This window comes from Duganella sp. GW821-FHT07G03, assembly GCF_059418605.1.
The window spans coordinates 45,231-61,066 of sequence record NZ_JBWKQE010000006.1 but is presented as its reverse complement, the minus strand read 5'-3'; the positions used below and the strand labels follow the sequence as shown (position 1 = coordinate 61,066).

Genomic DNA, 15,836 nt, shown 5'->3' with positions numbered 1-15,836 from the left:
AATCCGAGACCCATTCTAGCAAATGCCGCCTCGACCACCGCAATAAGTGTTGCGTCGATGAAAACTTTTTTTTGTACTATCGACTGGCCTGGCCAGCCGACTCGTCCCACACGGCGGCCGCCGCGCGCTCGATCAGCGGACGCCAGTCGGGCGCCACCGGCAGCAGGAACAGCTCGGCCAGCGCCCGCTCGATCTGGTCGGCATTCAAGAAGCGGCGCTCGCCGCCGCCGTCGGCGCGGCGTATCGTCAGCCGGTTGCGCAGCAGCGCATGGCGCGCCTCGGGCCTGCTGCGCGCCACGAGCAGGTCGTGACGGAAAATCGATTGCGGGTAGGTCGACGAGTAGTAGTTCGCCATCTCATAATCGCCGTCGCGGCAGAGCGCCGGCGAGACCAGGTAGGCCGGCATCCAGTCGTCGCCCAGCTGCGCTTCCAGCAGATGCTCGTTGCCCTGCGGCGTGATGCGGAAGCGCTCGTGCTGCGTGGCTTGCGGCGTGGCCAGGTCGAAGCGGATCGGCGCCGTCAGCACGCAGCTGCCGAAGCCGACATCGCACAGCCAGGGCTGGCCGTCCACCGTCACCCGCAACACCATATGGGTGCGCGGCCGCCGCCGCGCCTCGGGGCCGGCCATCCATTGCACCTGGGCGATCAGCGGTTCGACCTGGTAGCCCAGCGCGCACAGCACGCGCTGGAACAGCTTGTTCTGCTCGAAGCAGTAGCCGCCGCGCCCGGCCCGTAGCAGCTTGGCGTCCACCGCCTCCGGTGCCAGCAGCACCGGCCGCTCCAGCAGCACGTCGATGGCCTCGAACGGAATGGCGGCCGGGTGCAACTGCTGCAAGGCGCGCAGCGTATCGAGCGTGGGGGTGCGCGGCCCGGTGTAGCCGATGCGCGCGCAATATGCGTCCAGTAATTCCATGGTCCCGCCTGCAATGTTAGCGAAAGAGCCACCATGATAGCAGCGCTTTCGCGTTTCACAATTCCCACAGAACCGCATGCCGCCGTATCAAATGCAAGTCGAATGGAGGTAGTATCGACTTCACACTTATTGGCGTAGCGCATTACCTCAGCGGCAGTACTTTCTCGACCAGGAGGCGTACATGTTTTCCAATTTGAAGGTTGGCACGCGTTTAGGCTTGGCGTTTTTTCTGCTCACGATGCTGTCGGTGGCGCTGGGCTGGATCGCCATCCACGAGACCTCCGCCATGAACGAGCAATGGAAGACCATCAAGGAGGACGCGCTGGCCAAGCGCGGCGCGATCAACCGCGGCTCCAACGCCCTGGGCGCCGGCATCCACCATTTCAAGAACTACATCCTGCGCGGCGGCGACTACGACAAGAAATTCGAAGCCGACATGGCCGATGTCGACCACACGCTGGACGACTACCGGGCCACCGGTTTCCTGACCGCCGACGAAGACAAACTGCTGAGCCAATTGCGCGACGGCGCCACCGCCTACCGCAAGGACATGGCGGTGCTGATCGCCATGCGCGCCAAGACCGATAATCCGAACGAGCTCGACAAGGCGGTGGCCGGCGCCGACAAGCCGATCAGCGCCGCCCTCGCCAGCCTGACCCAGAAGACCGAGGCCACCCTCAAGCACGCCGACCAGGTCATGAGCGAGGTCAGCGCCGCCGCCCAGACCAAGGTGATCGAGACGCTGGCGGTGATCGTGGTGCTGACCATCGGCGCAGGGATCTACATCACGCTCAGCATCACCCGTCCGATCAGGCAGGCGGTGACGGCCGCCGAAACCCTGGCGCGCGGCGACCTCAACCTGGACATCCAGGTCACATCAAACGACGAGACCGGCCAGCTGCTGGCGGCGATGAAGCACATGATCGTCAAGCTGCGCGAAATGATAGAAAGCCAGCGCAATATGGTGGACGCGGCCAACCGCGGCAATTTCGCCATGCGCATCGGCGCCACCGATCTGCAGGGCTTCCAGAAGGACATGGCCGACGGCCTGAACGCGCTGATGCAAACCACCGGCGCCAGCATCGACGACGTGGTGCGGGTGATGGGCGCGCTGTCGGCCGGCGACCTGTCGAAGAGCATCGAGAAACCCTATGAAGGCGCGTTCGGCGAGCTCAAGGATTACGCCAACCAGATGATCGCCAAGCTCCAGCAAGTGATCGAAGGCCAGCGCCGCGTGGTCGAGGCGGCCAACCACGGCAACTTCAACAACCGGGTCGACCTGGCCGGCCTGCAAGGCTTCCAGAAAGAGATGGGCGAGGGCTTGAACAACCTGGTCACCACCACCGGCGCCAGCATCGACGACGTGGTGCGGGTGATGGGCGCCATGTCCGAGGGCGACCTCAGCACCAGCATCGACAAGGACTACGAGGGCTCGTTCGGTGAGCTCAAGGAATTCTGCAACAACACCGTCTACAAGCTGGGCCAGGTGGTCACCGAGGTCAACGGCAGCGCCGAGGCCCTGGCCAGCGCCTCCGAAGAGATCAGCGCGACCGCGCAGACGCTGTCCCAGGCCGCCAGCGAACAGGCCGCCGGCACCGAGGAAACCAGCGCCGCGATCGAGCAGATGACGGCCTCGATCTCGGCCAACACCGAGAACGCCAGGATCACCGACGGCATGGCCAGCCAGGCCGCCAAGGAAGCGGTCGAAGGCGGCAACGCGGTGCGCTCGACCGTGGCGGCGATGCAGCAGATCGCCAAGAAGATCCATATCATCGACGACATCGCCTACCAGACCAATCTGCTGGCGCTGAACGCGGCCATCGAGGCGGCCCGCGCCGGCGACCACGGCAAGGGGTTCGCGGTGGTGGCCGCCGAGGTGCGCAAGCTGGCCGAACGCAGCCAGCTGGCGGCGCAGGAGATCGAACAGGTCGCCACCAGCAGCGTCGACCTGGCCGAGAAGGCCGGCCGCCTGCTCGACCAGATGGTGCCGAACATCCGCAAGACATCGGACCTGGTGCAGGAAATCACCGCCGCGTCGGAGGAGCAATCGGCCGGCGTGGGCCAGATCAACAGCGCGGTGGGCCAGCTGAGCCAGACCACCCAGCAGAACGCCTCAAGCTCGGAACAGTTGGCGGCCACGGCCGAGGAAATGAGCGGCCAGGCCGAGCAGTTGCAAACGTCGATGGCCTTCTTCAGGCTCGAAGGCGGCGGCCGCGCCGGCGCGCCCGCCAAGGGCCGCCGGCCGTCACCGCCGGTGCGCGGCGGTCATCGGCAGGGGCCGGCGCAGAACCTGCACGCCATGTCCAGCAGCGTGCAGGAAGTCGACGAGAGCAAGTTCGGCAAGTTCTAGTCAATACAGGTTCGCCAGCAACCATCCGGGCAGGCCCAGGTACAGCGCCGCGCGGCCGGCGCGCTCCAGCCAGTGGCGGACGTCGATCGCCCGGCCTGGCCGCAGCAAGGCCGCCAGCAGCGTGCCAGCTTCGATCGCGGCCCGCAGCAAGGCCGCGCTCAGCACCACGCCGATCGACCAGGCCGCCCACCACAGGGCAAACGCCAGCAGGTAAGCCTTCAGGCCGTAGCTGTAGAACTCGCCGAAGGCGCTGCCGTAGGCGATGTGCTGGTGCAGGTGGAAAGCCGGGATGGCCAGCGCCAGCGGCAACAGACCGAACTTGACCAATGGACGGTCGAGCTTGCGGCGGCGCAGCGCCAGGCGGGCGCCCGCATACACGCCCAGCGTCGCGCCGGGCTGCTCGAAACCCTGGGGGCCGCCGGCGCCGGCCAGCGCGGCGGCGAAGGCCAGCGGGTTGGCCAGCGCCAGTCCGTAGCGCCAGCGCTGGCCCGACGCCAGGCGCAACGCCAGGCCGGCGGCAGGCACCGGCAGGCGCCACAAGCTGACCGCGGCAATCTCGCCCAGCGCCAGTTCGATGCGCTGGGCGCCGCGCGTCAACACCAGCACGCCGTCGCGGATCGACGCCTGCGCGGCAAACGCCAGCAGCACGCACCACGAGGCGGCTTCCGGCGCCAGGAACAGTCCGCTGAACCAGCGGATTTGCGCCAGCGTGTTGGTCCGCAATGGTTCGTTGAGCAGCAAGGCCACGCAGATGCCGAGCAGGCCGGCGCGCGCCAGCATGCGCAGCAGCGCCGCGGCCAGGCGGGCCGCCGGTGGCAACACCGCGACCCGGACCGGAAACGTCATCGCCAGCCGCGCCGGCGCTACGCCGTCCGCCGCCGGCGAGCGCCAGGAAGGAATGGCCGCCCGGGCCGCCAGCAACAGCAGCAAGGCGCAGGCGGCCTTCCCTACCCAGTCGCCCCAGCGCACCATCAGGGTCGGCGCCGGCTTGCGCACCACCAGGTCGGCGACCACCAGCGCCGGTTCGCCCATGCGCGTGCCCGCCAGCAGCGCGCCGCTGGCGTCGAACGCCGCGCTGTAGCCGTTGGTGGTGACGCGAAATTGCGGCAGCCGCGTTTCGATGCTGCGGAACGCGGCCACCGTCTGGTGCAGGCGCGCGCCTTCGGGCGCGTCGCTGAACCAGGAGTCGTTCGACATGGTCAGGATGGCCTGCGCGCCCAGCCTGGCGCCGGCGAGCGCCAGGCTGGCGTCGACATCGTCGAGGCAGATCAGCGGCAGCACCGGGATCTCGCGGCCGTCGGCCAGGCGCAGCGGGAACACCCGCGCGCCATTGCCCGCCTTCCAGTTGCCGGTCCACGGCAGCAGGCTACGCAATCGCGGCCCGTCCAGCCAGGCCGGCACGTATTCGGTGAAGGGGAACAGATGGGTCTTGCGGTAGAAGGCCGCCGGGCTGCCGGGCTGCACGAAGGCGGCCGCGTTGTATTCGCCTTCGCCGTCGCTGTCGTAGGTGCCGAACACAAAGGGCACGCCGGCGGCCTGGACGGTGGCGAGGATCTCGCGATCGTAGCCTGCGCCGGCTGCGCTCTTGGGATGGCCGAACGTGGTGGGATAGGCGGTCTCCGACCACAGCACCGCGTCCGCATGGCGCCGCACCACGGCGTCATAGCTCATGGCGAAATGTGCATCGAGCACTTCGCGCACCACCGCGCCCGCGCCCTTTTGCCTGCGCAAGCCTTCGTAATCGACGATGTTGGACTGGACCAGGCCCATGCGCAAAGGCTTGCCGGCGGCGCTGCCGCTATCCGGCAACGCCGCCAGTCCGTAGATCGCCAGCAGCAGCGGTCCCAGCGCGGCCAGCGCCAGCGGCTGTGTGACTGCGCGCCAGCCATGCCGGCGCCCCGCCAGCGCCGCCACGACGCCTTCATTGGCCAGCAACAGCAGCACGGTCAGGCCGGCGCCGCCGCCCACGGCCGCGCCCTGGCGCATCAGCTGCGATGGATAGAGGCCGTAGCCGAGCGTGTCGCCAAGCAGCTTGGGCAGCAGCCATTCGGCCGCCACCCAGGCCGCCGCCGCCGCCAGCGCGCGCAGCAGCGGACCATGCCCGCGTCCACTCACATGGCGCACCAACGCGAACACCAGGAACTGCGGCTGGAACACGGGCGCAGCCAGCAACAGCACGGCCAGGCCGGCGCCTGCGCCGACCTGCGTGTAGCGTCCCAGCGCGATGCCGAACCAGGGGAAGACGGCCGCCGTGTAGGCCAGCGACATCAGGTAAGCGGAAGCCAGGGTCGCGGCCAGCGAGCGGCTGGCGTTCAGCGCGCCCAGCCACGGGACCAGCAGCACGAAGCCCAGCAGCCAGCCAGGGCCACCACGGGCATACAGGGCCGACAGGACGGCGCTCGCCAGGATGCCGGCGACCATGCGCGCCGAGGAGGAGGTGAAAAGTTGTCGCATGCGGGTCAGCGGCCGGGAGCGGCCGGTTCAATGGGAGGGGGAACGACGATGCGCCGGATCGGCAGTCCGGGCGGCGCCAGCTCCGGCGGCACGACCCGGTTCTTGGGCATGGGAATCGGATTGTGGGCGGCGTCGTACAGTTGGAAATCCGGCGCGAACATCAGGATCGCTTCGATGCGCTGGCCATCGTCGGTGGCCTGGTGGTGGCGCACGTAGCCCTCCGGCAGCACGAAGTCCTCGGGCACCGCCAGGCCGACCATGGGTGGACGGGTGCCCGGCGGCGAAAACGCGCCGAGGCCGGAATAGATGCCGCGCTCATGCAGGCGTTCTATCACTTCGGGCATGGTCGGCTTCTCGCCACGTGCCACATAGCTTTTCAGGTCGCGCGTCGGGTCGGCGTCGCCTTCCGGCGCGCGCTGCGGTGCCGGCGCCGCGGTCTGCGGCGCGGCAGGCGACGATGCCGGCGGCGGCCCGGAAGCCACCGCCGCGCCGGCCGCAAGCGGTTGCGGCACAGCCCCGGCGGTGATGCCGGGGTCCGGCGCGGTGACCAGGAAGACCAGCACGCCGAAGCCGATCACGGCCAGCACCAGCGCGGCCGCCAGCAAGCCGGTGCGCGGACGCCAGGCGCGGCCCGCGCCCGGGGTCTCGCTACCGTCTTCCGGCCGCTGGGGAGGCTGTGCCAAGGGATCAACTCAGCCGTGCATCAAGGCGTGGCGACGTTGTAGGTCGACACCGCCCAGCCCATCCGCTCATGGCCGTACTGGTTCCAGATCGGGTTCTTGCCGCCGGCGATAGTGCTGTAGCGCGGCGCGCCGGAACCGGTGCTGCCGCCGAACAGGCCGGCCGTGACGGTGCTGCCGCTGTAGGTCGGGTGGGTGTCGTCCGACTGGATGTAGTCGTAGCTGCTGCCGGCCGACACGAAGTGGGTGTTGGCGTCGCGCAGCGTCGAGCGCAAGGTGGTGGTGATCCGCGTCAGGTAGCTGGACTGGCTCTCGCCGGCGACATAGCGCAGCGCTTCAGAGTCGACCTTGCCGTCGCCGTTGCTGTCATAGTCGGCGCCCATGTACTGGGCGAAGTTGTCGGCGCAGGCAAAGCCCTTCTGGCGCGCCAGGTCGCACATCGCGAAGTTGATGCGCACCAGCGAAGGCAGGAACTTGTCCTGCATGTTGACGGTCTTGCCGGTCGACGGGTCGGTGCAGGAACTCTGGACGTTGTCCGCGTCGTAGCCTGGGTAGTGCAGGTTGGACACCAGCTTGAGCTTGACGCCGGAATAGGCGTTGGCGTTGATGTAGTCCATCGCCGCCCCGACATAGGTCTTGCAGCTGCTTTCGGCCGCGGTCAGCACGCTGTCGTCGCAGGTGCCGGTCTGGCTCTTGAAGGCGGTGCGGGCCTGCAGGCCGTCATTGCCGCACATTTCGAACGCCACCACGCGGGTGTTACTGGCTTGCATATACGAACGTTCGGCCACGATCTTGTTGTTGTACACGTCCGAGGCCACCGCGCCGGACTTGGTGCGGCGCACGCTCTCGATGTCGGCGTTCCACAGCGCGGACAGGTATTCCGCATCCACCGTCGGCGCCGAGTACTTGGCGGCGCTGACGACGGAGCCGTTGTAGCCGGCAAAGATCGAATCGCCGTAGGCCACCACGCGGTAGACGGTGGAGGTGCCGGGACGGTCGATGGTCCACGAGACGTTTTGGTTCAGGGTGCTGGCCGCCGCTTGGCCGCCGAGGGCCAGCAGGAACAGCGAGGACAATAGCGTAGGCAACGACTTCTTGTGAAAGCGGGTGTACGACATGGGGTGTCTCCGATCAGGGGATCTGCAAGATGGCTGTTTTTGTGATGGGTCTCGCGCTACGACGTCCAGCAAGCTCGGCCGCGCGAGCCATCCCATCGCGGCGGCCAGCTTGCCTTGGTCAATATTACCCCGCGCACAATGGCGGATCGCCCTGGCCGGCCGGCTGTCTCGACGGGACCAGAGAATGTCTCGACAGGACCGGTTTCCTGTCGCGTTGGGATCACAGCGAGTGGACTATGCCTGGCGCCGCAACTTGAAGACGCTGACGGCGCCGGCCAGCTCGGCGGCCTGCTGCTGCATCGATTGCGCCGCCGCCGTGGCCTGTTCGACCAGCGCCGCGTTCTGCTGCGTCACCTGGTCCATCTGGACGATGGCGTTGTTGACGTGCTCGATGCCCGAGGTCTGTTCTTCGCTGGCGTCGGCGATCTCGCCCATGATGGCGCTGACGCGATTGACGCTGGCCACGATCTCGTCCATCGTGGTGCCGGCCTGTTCGACCAGGCGCGCGCCTTGTTCCACGCTTTGCACGGAGACGCCGATCAGCTCCTTGATTTCCTTGGCGGCGGACGCCGAACGCTGGGCCAGGTTGCGCACCTCGGACGCCACCACGGCAAAGCCGCGCCCCTGCTCGCCGGCCCGCGCCGCTTCGACCGCCGCGTTCAACGCCAGGATATTGGTCTGGAAGGCGATGCCATCGATGACGCCGATGATGTCGACAATGCGGCGCGACGATTGGTTGATCTCGCCCATGGTGGTCACCACCTCGGACACCACCGTGCCGCCCTTGACCGCGACCGCGGCGGTGGCCGCCACCAGGCTGCTGGCCTGGCGCGCGCTGCCGGCGTTCTGCTTGACCGTGCTGGTCAGCTGATCCATGGCGCTGGCGGTCTGGCCCAGCGAGCTGGCCTGCTGTTCGGTGCGGTTGGACAGGTCCAGGTTGCCGTCGGCGATTTCGCTCGACGCCGTCGAAATGGTCTCGGCGCCGCTGCGGATCTGCGCCACGATGCCGGCCAGGCTTTGCTGCATCGACTTCATGGCCGACAGCAGGCTGTCGCGGTCGCCGCCGGCGGTCTGGATCTCTTCGGTGAAATCGCCGGCGGCGATGCGGCGCGCGATGTCGGCCGCATAGTCCGGTTCACCGCCGAGCTGGCGCATCACATTGGCCGACAATAAGTAGGTGACCACGCCGGCCGCCACCAGCGTGGCCAGCGCCAGGCCGAGGCTGATCCACATGGTGCGCTGGGTGGCGGCGATCACGCTCGCTTCGGTCACCTTGACGTCGTCCTTCTTGACCTTGAGGAAGTCCAGCAGACGGCCACGCATGACGCGCCACACCGGCGTTTCATCCTTGTTCAGCACCTGGATCGCAGCGGGCTGGTCGTCCTTGGCCAGCGTCATGATTTTCGCTTGCAGCCCGGCCTGTTTTTCGCGCAATTGCGCCACCTCCGCGAACATCTTGCCGGCCTCGCTTTGCGGCGGGACCAGGCCTTGCGCCACCTGCAGGTATTCAGCGAAGGATTTGCTGGCGTCGTCGATATTCTTGAGTCCGGCCTTGTTGGTCGGATCGAGCACCACGTTGCGCAGCGCCTGTCCCATTTGCAGGCCTTGCGCGTACAAGTTGGTGGTGGTCTGCAACAAGGCCTGATCCACTTCCAGGAATTGCTGGAACTGGTTGCGGGCGCTTTGCATGCCCATCAGCGCCACCCCCAGCGCAACCAGGAAAGCACAACATACCACCGCCATGCACAGCACCATCTTGTCGCGTAACTTCATCGTTGTTCTCACCTTGTTGAATATTCTAGGTTTCAGAAAGAGACAGGAAATGTCTTGCATAGAAGAACTTGTACAGGCTAAGCTTATCCCCACAAAAACACAAGGAGACCGGCCGTGACGGATGTGCTACGCACCATCGGCAGGCTGTTGCAAGCCCCCGAGCATCATCTCGGTGAGGCCCAGCTCGCACAGGCGCGTACCGCGCGCCGCAGCTTCATGGGGAAGGCCCTGGCCATGGGGGCAGGCGTCGCTGCGGGCGGCGTCGCGGCCGCACAGAGCGCGGCCGGCGACGACGCCATCCTGACCTTGCCGGCGCACAGCAAGACGCTGGGCCAGCCGGTCGCCGCCCTGCCCTACGGCCAGCCGTCCAAATGGGAAGGCAATCTGCAGCGCCGCGAAAGCCCGGGCCTGACCCGCGTGCGCCAGGCCTCCGTCAGTTTTACGCCACTGCAAGGGCTGTTCGGCATCATCACGCCCAGTGGCTTGCACTTTGAACGTCACCACCAGGGCTGGCACGACATCGACTCCAGCCAGCACCGCTTGATGATCAACGGCCTGGTGCGCGAGCCGCGCGTGTTCACCATGGACGACCTGATGCGCCTGCCGTCGGTGTCGCGCATCCACTTCATCGAATGCGGCGCCAACACCGGCGCCGAGTGGGGCAACGTCGCGCTGCCGACGGTGCAATACACGCACGGCATGCTGGCCTGCTCGGAATACACGGGGGTGCTGCTGTCGACCCTGCTCGACCTGTGCGGCATCGACCGCAAAAAGGCCCGCTTTGTGCTGGCCGAGGGCGCCGACGGTTCCAGCATGACGCGCACCATCGCCATCGAACGGGCGCTCGATGATGTCATCGTGGCCTGGGGCCAGAACGGCGAAATGCTGCGGCCGGAAAACGGCTATCCGCTGCGCCTGGTGGTGCCGGGGGTGCAGGGCGTCAGCTGGGTTAAATATTTGCGCCGCATCGAGGTGGGCGACCAGCCTTGGGACACCAAGGACGAAACCATCCACTACGTCGACCTGATGCCGGACGGGCAGCATCGGCAATACACCTCCATCCAGGAATGCAAGAGCGTGATCACCACGCCTTCCGGCGGCCAGACCTTGCTCGAGCGCGGCTACTACAACATCAGCGGCCTGGCGTGGTCGGGGCGCGGCCGCATCAAGCGGGTCGATGTCAGCACGGACGGCGGCCGCAACTGGCGCACCGCCCGCATCGAAGGGCCGGTGCAGAACAAGGCGCTGACGCGCTTTAATATCGATTGGGTGTGGGATGGCGGCAACGCCGTGCTGCAAAGCCGCGCCATCGACGACAGCGGCTATGTGCAGCCCAAGATCAACCAGCTGCGCGCGGTGCGCGGCACGCGCTCCATTTATCACAACAACGCCATCCAGTCCTGGCTGGTGTCGCCGAATGGCGAAGTCTCCAATGTGCAGGTAAGTTGATGAAAAAAACTATCCTCGCCGCGCTGCTGAACACCTGCTTGCTGGGCGCCTGCCTGTTGGCGCAGGCCGCCGACGCGCCGTGGCAAGCCATCGGCCGCCCCGCCACGCCGGCTGAAATCAAGGCCTGGGATATCGACGTGCGCGCCGATTTCCAGGGGCTGCCGAAGGGCCGCGGCTCCGTCGCCCAGGGCGAGCAGGTCTGGGAAAACCGCTGCGCCGGCTGTCACGGCAGCTTCGGCGAATCGAACGAGGTGTTCACGCCCATCGTCGGCGGCACCACCGACGCCGATATCAAGAGCGGCCACGTGGCGGCCCTGTCCAACGGCAGCGTGCCGCAACGCACCACGCTGATGAAGGTGGCCCACCTGTCCACGCTGTGGGACTACATCAACCGCGCCATGCCGTGGGATGCGCCCAAGTCGCTGAGCGCGGATGAGGTGTATGCCGTCACGGCCCACATCCTGAACCTGGGCGGCGTCGTGCCGTCCGATTTCGTGCTGAGCAACGACAACATCGCCGACGTGCAGCAGCGCCTGCCCAACCGCAACGGCCTGGTGCGCCAGCCCGGCCTGTGGGACATCAAGGGCAAGCCCGATGTGCTCAACACCGCCTGCATGACGAATTGCCCGACCGAGGCCAAGCAGACGTCCAGCCTGCCCGACTTCGCCCGCAACGCGCATGGCAACCTGGCCGAGCAGAACCGTCCGCTGGGCGGCGTGCGCGGCACCGATACCACGCGGCCGGCACCTGCTGCACTTGCGCTGGCGCCGCCCGCCGCAGTAGCCGCAGCTGCAGCTGCGCCGCCCCCAGCCAAGGCCGCCGGCGACGCGCAACAAGTGCTGAACAAGAATGGCTGCATGGCCTGTCACGGCGTGAGCAACAAGATTATCGGTCCCGCCTTGCGCGATGTCGCCGCCAAGTACCAGGGCCGCACCGACCGCGCCGCCTATTTGCAGGGCAAGATACGCAGCGGCGGCGCCGGCGCCTGGGGCGCCATGCCCATGCCGCCGCAAAGCCAATTGAAAGAAGCCGATCTGCAAGCCATCGTCCAATGGCTGGCCAGCGGCGCGCAATGAGCGGGCCAACCCCGCGACCAACAGGAGACTGCATGAACCCCACCCGTCGTACCGTATTGAAGACCAGCTCGGCCCTTGGCCTGCTGGTCGCCTGTGGCCTGGTGACCAGCCAGCAAGCGCTGGCCGCCACCGGCCGCGAAGGCTTCAGCGCCAAGACCCTGGCCGATGCGCTGGCCGCCGTCGGCGGCACGCCGGCCGACAGCAAGGACATCGTCATCACCTCGCCCGACATCGCTGAAAACGGCGCCGTGGTGCCGGTGAGCGTGGCGTCCAATATTGCCGGCACCAGCGAAATCTACTTCTTTGTCGAAAAGAACCCGAACCCGCTGGCCGCCATGTTCCGCATCCCGGACGGCACCACCGCCACCGTGCAAAGCCGCCTGAAGATGGGCCAGAGCACCAACGTGGTGGCCGTGGTGAAGACCGCCGACGGCAAGCTGTATTCGGCGACCAAGGAAACCAAGGTCACGCTGGGCGGCTGCGGCGGCTAATCAGTATCAGAACAGGAGCAGACATGGCAGATCCAATGAAAATCCGTGCCAACGCCGCCAACGGCGTCACGGAAGTCAAAGTACTGATGGCCCACCCGATGGAGGCCGGCATCCGCAAGGACGCGGCCGGCGTCGTGGTGCCGGCGCACTACATCACCGACGTCACCGTCAAGCACGGCGAGCGCGTGGTGCTGCAATGCCTGTGGGGCCAGTCGGTCTCGCAAAACCCCTACCTCGCCTTCAAGTTCAAGGGCGGCGCCAAGGGCGACACGGTCAGCGTCAGCTGGCAGGACAATCTGGGCGAGAGCCGCACCGACCAAGTCACCGTAGCCTGAGGCCGCCACCATGTCACTATCCCGTGTCACCTGGGCCAGCCTGCTGGGGCTGGCCGTTGCAGGCAGCGCCGCCGCGCAAAGCGTCAGCGACGAGATCGCCAAATACCGCGCCATGCTGGCCGATGGCAACCCCGCCGAGCTAGTCGAAGGCCAGGGCGAAGTGCTGTGGGCCAGCAAGCGCGGCCCCAAGCAGGCCACGCTGGAAGCCTGCGACCTGGGCAAAGGACCCGGCGTGGTGGCCGGCGCCTATGCCGAACTGCCGCGCTACTTCAAGGACACCGGCAAGGTGATGGACGCCGAAGCGCGCCTGGTGCATTGCATGGTGACGCTGCAGGGCCTCGAGCGCGCCGACATCGTGCGCAAGCCGTTTTCGGAACAGGGCGAGCGCGCCACCGACATGGAGGCGCTGGCCGCCTACGTGTCGGCCGCCTCGCGCGACATGAAGATCAATCTGCCGCAGCGGCACGCCGAGGAAAAGGCCGCGTATGCGCGCGGCAAGCAAGCGTTCTTCTACCGCGCCGGCCCGCATGATTTTTCCTGCGCCTCCTGCCACAGCAAGAACGACCAGCGCATCCGCCTGCAAGACTTGCCGAACCTGCAGCAGGCGGCCGCCGCACGCGGCGCCTTCGCCAGTTGGCCGGCTTACCGCGTCAGCCAGGGCGCGGTGCGCACCATGCAGTGGCGCATGGCCGACTGCTTCCGCCAGCAGCGCTTCCCGCAACTGGAATACAACTCCCAGACCGCCATCGACCTGATCACCTACCTCGGCGTCAACGCCAAGGGCGGCACGATGGCGGCGCCGGGCTTGAAACGCTGATACGGAGTGTCCATGCAAAGCAAATTCATCACCGCCGCCCTGTTGGGCGTGCTGGCCTCCGGCGCCGCACTGGCCGCCGGACCGACGGCCAAGGACAGCGCCGACCTGGCCGCGTTCAAGGCTTCGTTCCGCGACAAGAACGAAGCCACCGTCGACCGCCTGGAACAGAGCGAGGCGCAGCGCCTGTGCTCGCAGGACGCGCAGCGCTCGCTGAAGCCGGCGCAGCGCAAGCAGATCGAGCAGCAGGCCACGGCCACCGTGCGCTACCCTGCCGACGGCAACTATCTGGGCGACTGGAAGGAAGGCGAAAAGGTCGCGCAGAACGGCCGCGGCCTACAATCGTCCGATCCGAAAGGGACACCGGCCGGCGGCAACTGCTACGCCTGCCACAAGCTGGACCCGAAAGAAATCGCCTTCGGCAATATCGGCCCCAGTTTGCAGCAGTACGGCAAGCTGCGCGGCGGCCCGACGCCGGAAATCCTGAAGTACACCTGGGCCAAGATCTACAACTCGCATGCGTTCCAGGCGTGCTCGACGATGCCACGCTTCGGCGCCGCCGGCATCCTGACCGAAAAGCAGATGCAGGATGTGATGGCGCTGCTGCTGGCGCCTGAATCGCCGGTCAACCAGTAATCCGAACCTGAGCCGGGCTACCCCATGCAACGACGCGAATTCATGCAAATGCTGGCCATCGCCAGCGCCGGCGGCCTGGCCTTGGCCGGCAAGGATGGTCTGGCCGCCACGCCCGGCGCCGCCGAGCAGCTGTATGCGGTGCCGAAGTTCGGCAACGTCAGCCTGCTGCACATCACCGATTGCCACGCCCAGTTGCGGCCGCTGTATTTCCGCGAACCCAGCGTCAACCTCGGCATCGGCGAGGCGGCCGGCAAGGCGCCGCACCTGGTGGGCGACGCCTTGCTCAAGCAGTTCAAGATCGCGCCGAAGACGGCGAGCGCGCACGCCTTCACCTACCTCGATTTTTCCGCCGCCGCCAAGGTGTACGGCAAGGTCGGCGGTTTCGCCCATTTGTCCACCCTGGTCCAGCAGCTGCGCGCCAGCCGGCCGCATGCCGTGCTGTGCGACGGCGGCGACACTTGGCAGGGCTCGGCCACGGCGCTGTGGACCAACGGCCAGGACATGGTCGACGCCGCCAAGCTGCTGGGTGTGGAGATCATGGCGCCGCACTGGGAGTTCACGCTGGGCGCGCAACGGGTGCAGGAAATCGTGCAGAAGGATTTCAAGGGCAAGGTGGACTTCATCGCGCAGAACGTGGTGACGGCCGATTTCGGCGATCCCGTGTTCGCCCCCTACAGCTGGCGCGAAATGAACGGCGTGCCGGTGGCCGTCATTGGCCAAGCGTTCCCGTACACGCCGATCGCCAATCCGCGCTACATGGTGCCGGACTGGAGCTTCGGCATCCAGGAGGAGCGCTTGCAGGCGCTGGTCAAGGAAGTGCGCGCCAAGGGCGCCAAGGTGGTGGTGCTGCTGTCGCACAACGGCATGGACGTGGACCTGAAGCTGGCCAGCCGCGTCACCGGCATCGACGCCATCCTCGGCGGCCACACGCACGATGGCGTGCCAACGCCGGTGGTGGTGTCCAACCAGGGCGGGCAGACGCTGGTGACCAATGCCGGCTCGAACGGCAAGTTCCTCGGCGTGCTCGATTTCGACGTGCGCGACGGGCGCATCCAGGGCTACCAGTACCGGCTGCTGCCGGTGTTCTCCAACCTGCTGCCGGCCGACCGCGCCATGCAGGCGCACATCGACGCAGTGCGCGCGCCGTTCCGCGCCAAACTGGATGAAACACTGGCCGTCACCGAAGGCTTGCTGTACCGGCGCGGCAATTTCAACGGCAGCTGGGACCAGTTGATCGTCGACGGCCTGCTGGCGGTCAAGGGCGCCGACCTGGCGTTCTCGCCGGGCTTCCGCTGGGGCACGTCGCTGCTGCCGGGCGCGCCCATCACGCGCGGCGACCTGATGGACCAGCTGGCGATCACCTACCCGGCCACCACGCTGACCGAGATGACGGGCGCCACCATCAAGACCATCATGGAAGATGTGTGCGACAACCTGTTCCATCCGGATCCCTACTACCAGCAGGGCGGCGACATGGTGCGCGTGGGCGGCATGCACTACACCTGCACGCCGGCCGGGGCCAGCGGACGGCGCATCAGCGACATGCGGCTGGGCGGCAAGCTGCTCGACGCGGACAAGACCTACAAGGTGGCCGGCTGGGCGCCGGTGGCCGAGGGCGCCAGCGGCACGCCGATCTGGGACGTGATGGAAACCTATCTGCGCGCCCATCCGGTGGTGCGCGCGCGCCGTCCCGACCAGCCGACGCTGGTGGGCGCGGCCGACAATCCCGGCATGGCTGCCTGAGCCG

13 protein-coding genes are annotated in these 15,836 nt (G+C 67.2%); 8 read left to right on the top strand and 5 right to left on the bottom strand.

All coding sequences use genetic code 11. The annotated features are described in order from the left end of the window. Positions 1–76: 76 nt before the first annotated feature. The gene (locus AC07OK_RS10260; protein WP_494690220.1) at positions 77–913 is read right to left on the bottom strand and encodes an arylamine N-acetyltransferase family protein; all 837 of its coding nucleotides are present in this window, start codon (positions 911–913) and stop codon (positions 77–79) included. A 181-nt stretch (positions 914–1,094) separates the two neighbouring features. On the opposite strand from AC07OK_RS10260, the gene AC07OK_RS10255 reads away from it, so the two are divergent. Continuing rightward, entirely contained in the window at positions 1,095–3,263 is a 2,169-nt protein-coding gene (locus AC07OK_RS10255; RefSeq protein ID WP_494690219.1) for a HAMP domain-containing methyl-accepting chemotaxis protein, read from the top strand. On the opposite strand, the gene lnt is transcribed toward AC07OK_RS10255, so the two are convergent. The 4 genes from lnt to AC07OK_RS10235 all read right to left on the bottom strand — a co-directional run bounded on the left by lnt (position 3,264) and on the right by AC07OK_RS10235 (position 9,288). After that, on the bottom strand, positions 3,264–5,717 hold the full coding sequence (gene lnt, locus AC07OK_RS10250) for an apolipoprotein N-acyltransferase (protein WP_494690218.1): 2,454 nt from the start codon (positions 5,715–5,717) through the stop codon (positions 3,264–3,266). Between the two features lie 5 nt (positions 5,718–5,722). Continuing rightward, complete coding sequence (locus tag AC07OK_RS10245) at positions 5,723–6,400, bottom strand: hypothetical protein (protein WP_494690217.1); 678 nt, start codon at positions 6,398–6,400, stop codon at positions 5,723–5,725. 20 nt (positions 6,401–6,420) lie between these two features. Beyond that, a complete protein-coding gene (locus tag AC07OK_RS10240; RefSeq protein ID WP_494690216.1) occupies positions 6,421–7,515 on the bottom strand; it encodes an SGNH/GDSL hydrolase family protein in 1,095 nt (364 codons plus the stop codon). A gap of 234 nt (positions 7,516–7,749) precedes the next feature. Continuing rightward, the gene (locus AC07OK_RS10235; protein WP_494690215.1) at positions 7,750–9,288 is read right to left on the bottom strand and encodes a methyl-accepting chemotaxis protein; all 1,539 of its coding nucleotides are present in this window, start codon (positions 9,286–9,288) and stop codon (positions 7,750–7,752) included. Positions 9,289–9,402: 114 nt separating this feature from the next. Between AC07OK_RS10235 and soxC the strand changes: the two genes are divergently transcribed. Genes soxC through soxB form a run of 7 tightly spaced genes read left to right on the top strand, consistent with a single transcriptional unit; the run spans position 9,403 to position 15,832 of the window. Then, positions 9,403–10,737 (top strand): sulfite dehydrogenase, encoded by a 1,335-nt coding sequence (gene soxC / locus AC07OK_RS10230; protein ID WP_494690214.1) that lies wholly within the window; start codon positions 9,403–9,405, stop codon positions 10,735–10,737. Then, complete coding sequence (locus AC07OK_RS10225; RefSeq protein WP_494690213.1) at positions 10,737–11,813, top strand: c-type cytochrome; 1,077 nt, start codon at positions 10,737–10,739, stop codon at positions 11,811–11,813. The genes soxC and AC07OK_RS10225 overlap by 1 nt, the downstream gene beginning before the upstream one ends. 32 nt (positions 11,814–11,845) lie before the next feature. Continuing rightward, positions 11,846–12,304 (top strand): thiosulfate oxidation carrier protein SoxY, encoded by a 459-nt coding sequence (soxY, locus tag AC07OK_RS10220; RefSeq protein ID WP_494690212.1) that lies wholly within the window; start codon positions 11,846–11,848, stop codon positions 12,302–12,304. Between the two features lie 23 nt (positions 12,305–12,327). Further along, positions 12,328–12,639, top strand: coding sequence for a thiosulfate oxidation carrier complex protein SoxZ (gene soxZ, locus AC07OK_RS10215; RefSeq protein ID WP_217941287.1), 312 nt, complete (start codon positions 12,328–12,330; stop codon positions 12,637–12,639). 10 nt (positions 12,640–12,649) lie between these two features. Continuing rightward, positions 12,650–13,456: a sulfur oxidation c-type cytochrome SoxA gene (soxA, locus tag AC07OK_RS10210; RefSeq protein ID WP_494690211.1), complete on the top strand. Its 807-nt coding sequence runs from the start codon at positions 12,650–12,652 to the stop codon at positions 13,454–13,456. A 12-nt stretch (positions 13,457–13,468) separates the two neighbouring features. Further along, positions 13,469–14,089 (top strand): sulfur oxidation c-type cytochrome SoxX, encoded by a 621-nt coding sequence (soxX, locus tag AC07OK_RS10205; protein WP_494690210.1) that lies wholly within the window; start codon positions 13,469–13,471, stop codon positions 14,087–14,089. A gap of 24 nt (positions 14,090–14,113) precedes the next feature. Then, positions 14,114–15,832, top strand: coding sequence for a thiosulfohydrolase SoxB (soxB, locus tag AC07OK_RS10200; protein ID WP_494690209.1), 1,719 nt, complete (start codon positions 14,114–14,116; stop codon positions 15,830–15,832). Positions 15,833–15,836 lie beyond the last annotated feature (4 nt).